Annotated in this window: 3 protein-coding genes; 1 reads left to right on the forward strand and 2 read right to left on the reverse strand. The window is 28.9% G+C overall.

From position 1 onward, the window contains the following. The first annotated feature begins 96 nt into the window (after window positions 1-96). Window positions 97-366 (forward strand): hypothetical protein, encoded by a 270-nt coding sequence (locus C0982_RS10230; RefSeq protein ID WP_101774088.1) that lies wholly within the window; start codon window positions 97-99, stop codon window positions 364-366. Between the two features lie 248 nt (window positions 367-614). On the opposite strand, the gene C0982_RS10235 is transcribed toward C0982_RS10230, so the two are convergent. Together C0982_RS10235 and C0982_RS10240 are read right to left on the reverse strand one after the other, a co-directional pair. Then, a complete protein-coding gene (locus C0982_RS10235) occupies window positions 615-2,105 on the reverse strand; it encodes a restriction endonuclease subunit S (RefSeq protein WP_101774089.1) in 1,491 nt (496 codons plus the stop codon). Window positions 2,106-2,107: 2 nt separating this feature from the next. Beyond that, on the reverse strand, window positions 2,108-3,289 hold the full coding sequence (locus C0982_RS10240; RefSeq protein WP_101774090.1) for a cell wall-binding repeat-containing protein: 1,182 nt from the start codon (window positions 3,287-3,289) through the stop codon (window positions 2,108-2,110). Window positions 3,290-3,702 lie beyond the last annotated feature (413 nt).

The following is a 3,702-nucleotide window of genomic DNA, read 5'->3' on the forward strand; positions in this document are numbered from 1 at the left end:
GCCGAAGAGAAATTACTCTCTTCGGTTTTTCACCATGGGACGAAATTGAAAGATTATTTAAAACTGCTTGCTAGAAATTTAAGAAATTGGTGAAGTATGCTGTTTTTTCAAACTTTGCAACACAACCAGATGGGATATGTAAGTGCAGCTTATTGTAAGGGTATAGATAATAGACCTAAAATAGTATTATATTATGGTGACAGAGATAAGCCTATAGCAGAGCTTATTGCTAGTAAACATAAAGTTAAATGTTATAGAGATGATGGAACTAGAACTAAAGAAAATTTTAATATAATGTATGTCGGTGGTAAGCAGTATAAAGATAGATATGAGAGTGCAAAAGTGGCTGTAAATAAATACTTGTAAAAGATATCTATTTATGATAAAATAAAAGACAGAAAATTCAGAAAAAAACCTTTACCCTATAAATAAATCTAATGATATGAAAAGTTGAGTAGTCATCTAAACTACTCTTCTTTTTTTGTTTGCAAATTAAATTAATTTATGCTAAAGTATTGAGAATACTAAATTTCTTAATTACAGTTGACGCAAAAAGAAAGGGCTAGCAAGTTAATGCTAGCCTTCTTTTTATTAACAAGATTTTTTATTGTGATTTAATTTATACGACCAGAACCATCTGAATCTTTATGTCCTATAAATCTAACTGGAAAAGGTTTACGGATTGTAAAGGTATCTCCTTCTTCAATTCTTTGAGAACCTTCTCCATCTGTTATGTTTGCAGTGTAAGTGGAAGGCATTTCATCTTTTGCCATTTGGACAGCTCTATATACAGGTCTGCGGCCATCAGCATACTTCCAGAATCTTTCGCAGAATAAATTTGCCTCAACTGTACCTATGCTTACAGTCCAACCTATGAAATTTCCCCATTCACCAGGTCTAGTTCCGAGCTTCTTTGCCCAATTTTCATCTACTGCAGTTTCGCAAGCATCTAAAAATACAAAACGGAATACTCTAGGATTTTGTAAATCAGAAATACGCAAACGCCAATTATCACCAGAAAGAGTTGTAGGATTTCCATGACAGCTTACATACAATCCCTTTCCGCCATCTCCTGTTTCTATAAATTCTTTTAACTTATCAGTACCATTTTCATTAAAACCACCTGAATGCATTTTACCTATAACATTATAATCCATTTTATTAAGACCATTATATCCCATATTAACTGAGTAACCACCGTTCCAAAATTGAGTTAAACCAAAGGATTTAGCCTCTTTTTTATTTTTTTTAGGGCTGATACCTATATAGTCACCATTAGAGGCATTTACAAACACTGTAGAATTGTCAAAATCAATTTTATATGAAAGAATTAGATCTTCGCTTTTATTATCAATTGAGTAATCTTTTGGTTTTATTACCATAAGATTTTGACCTGTAGAACTCTCACTATCGGAATATTTTAATGCTTTATTAATTGCAAATTCTTTAGAAATTATGTTTCCATCGAATGAAAATTTATTTTTATACATGCTATATCCCAATAAAGTATTTTCTTTTTCATCTACAGTAATATTTACGCCATCATACGGATTATATGCTCCATTTTTTAATTTTTTTTGAAAAACAATACTGCTAACCTTGCCTTCTTTGTCTAAATAACTGTCAGCTACAAGAGAATAACCTTTTTGTAATAAATTATTTGAAACTTCTTTTTTAACATCAGAAGTTGCGTCAAACTCTAAATTTGAGTTTGATAGAGTTTGAATTTTGAGAATTTCTCCTTTTTCAGACAAATCTACTACTCCATCTTCATTAAAAAAAACTTTATAATAAGCCTCATCAATGGTAGATTTATTTGCTTTAATTACTTCTTCTTTAAAATTATTAACCTTGATTCCATAAGATTCAAGTTCATACTTTAAGTCATCTAAATTTAAAATATCCATCTCTATAGACCTTTTTGAACGATTTTTTTCAATTTTTGATTCTAAAGACTTAATTGGTTCTTTGTCAACAATCACTTCTTCATTGTTGTAAAAAAGGTCATCTGTGTTACTAAAAGATAAATTTTGGGCAAAAATAGATCCAGATGAACTTACAATAATTAATAGAAAAGCTGTTAATATTGAAAGTATTTTTTTCATTTTTATATTTCCTCCTTAATTATATAGTTAATATTATTTACAAGGTCTTTTATCAAAGGATCATTTGAATCAATTTTTAAATCTCCGATACGACTTCCATTTTGATATATAGCCATGTATAAATAACCTTTTTCAACTCCAAAAGGCGTAGGCAAACAAATAGTTTTGTTTTTGTCAAATAAAATTTCAAAAGGTAACGTAAGTTTATATCTTAACATTTCTGGTACTATTTCATATTTCCCCGTTTCAACACCTTCAAATAATGAAGTTAAATTATTGTGTAATGTGTTTTTTGCACTTGACTCGTTTAACAGACTTTTCCCGCCCTCAAGCTGAGGGTGTTCACGTAAAAAAATGCTACCATAGTCAATATCAAAGACTATATCTCCATCGTTCATATTATATTTTTTAAGAAGGAAGCCTTTATTTTCAATGAATGCTTCATGGGCATCTGTTATATTATTAACAAAAGAGATATCTGGAGACTCTATATATCCATTAGAATTTTCTCCAGAGAAAATTCTACTAGTTTCATACCTATCTTTTCCTGAGATTCTATCAGCATTAAAGAAATTTTTAAGATAAGTGGCGACTGTATTTTCTCCACCTACGATTGTATTGTAAGTAGATAATTTATCTAACTCTGATTTTATTTTGGTATTTTTCCTGTCATCGGCATGACTGATTAAAACTACAGGAGTATCCTTTGAAGCCACAATACTAGCATCGGCAAAAGACATTCCTGAAACAAGGTGTACTTTTTTTGTATTTTTTAATTTTTCATGATACTTAAGAATTTCAAGAGAAGTATCGTATCTATCATCTCCAGATATTCTAGTAACTTTTTTTTCCTTAAAATATCCATGATTTAAAGAATCTTCGCCTCCGATTAAAATAATGTCTTTTGCATTTTCAATTTTTTCCCACTGAGCTTTCCATTTTTCATAATCGGAATTACGCTGGTCGGAATCTTTAAAAGGACCAATTTTTTTGTCAAAAAACAAAATATCCCCTTTTAACTTATTGACCAAAGGCATTGCTGATAACATGTCTACAGGTTTATCCTTAGATACAATCACCAGTGGTACATTAGATATATCTTTGTCAATAGCAGTTGAGCTTCTATCAAAAAAGGTTGGTAAAACAAAGCAGGTTGCCAAGAATAACGCTAAATATTTACTCATAACACAAATCTCCCATCTATATATTATTATATTATAACTATATATTGTTTTATAAAGTTATTTTTAACATATCACAATGCGAATAAAAAATCAATGAAAATTCTGAAAATATATAATATCATGAATTATTTAGAAGAAAAAACGAAAAAATATTTCATCTGTCATGAATTAATTTAATTGCAACGTAATTTTTTTGGAACATGTACAAAAATGATATAAGTTTATTTTATTTAAAACAATCATATTTTACTGTTTTTACTATATTTATACTTAAATTACTTTATAAGGTTGTGTTGCAAAGTTTAAATTATCCTAATTTTACGATATAATATTTGTATAATTCATATAAATGGAGGGTACGCAATCATGAAAAAATTATTTAAAGGAAAGCAATATGATTTTAGAATAATAAT

The sequence above is a fragment of the Peptostreptococcus faecalis genome (assembly GCF_900240845.1).
GTDB lineage: Bacteria > Bacillota > Clostridia > Peptostreptococcales > Peptostreptococcaceae > Peptostreptococcus > Peptostreptococcus faecalis.

Excerpts from the sequence above, each read along its gene's own strand:
- C0982_RS10240 (WP_101774090.1), bottom strand. The coding sequence starts at position 3,289 with ATGAGTAAATATTTAGCGTTATTCTTGGCAACCTGCTTTGTTTTACCA.
- C0982_RS10230 (WP_101774088.1), top strand. The coding sequence starts at position 97 with ATGCTGTTTTTTCAAACTTTGCAACACAACCAGATGGGATATGTAAGT.
- C0982_RS10235 (WP_101774089.1), bottom strand. The coding sequence starts at position 2,105 with ATGAAAAAAATACTTTCAATATTAACAGCTTTTCTATTAATTATTGTA.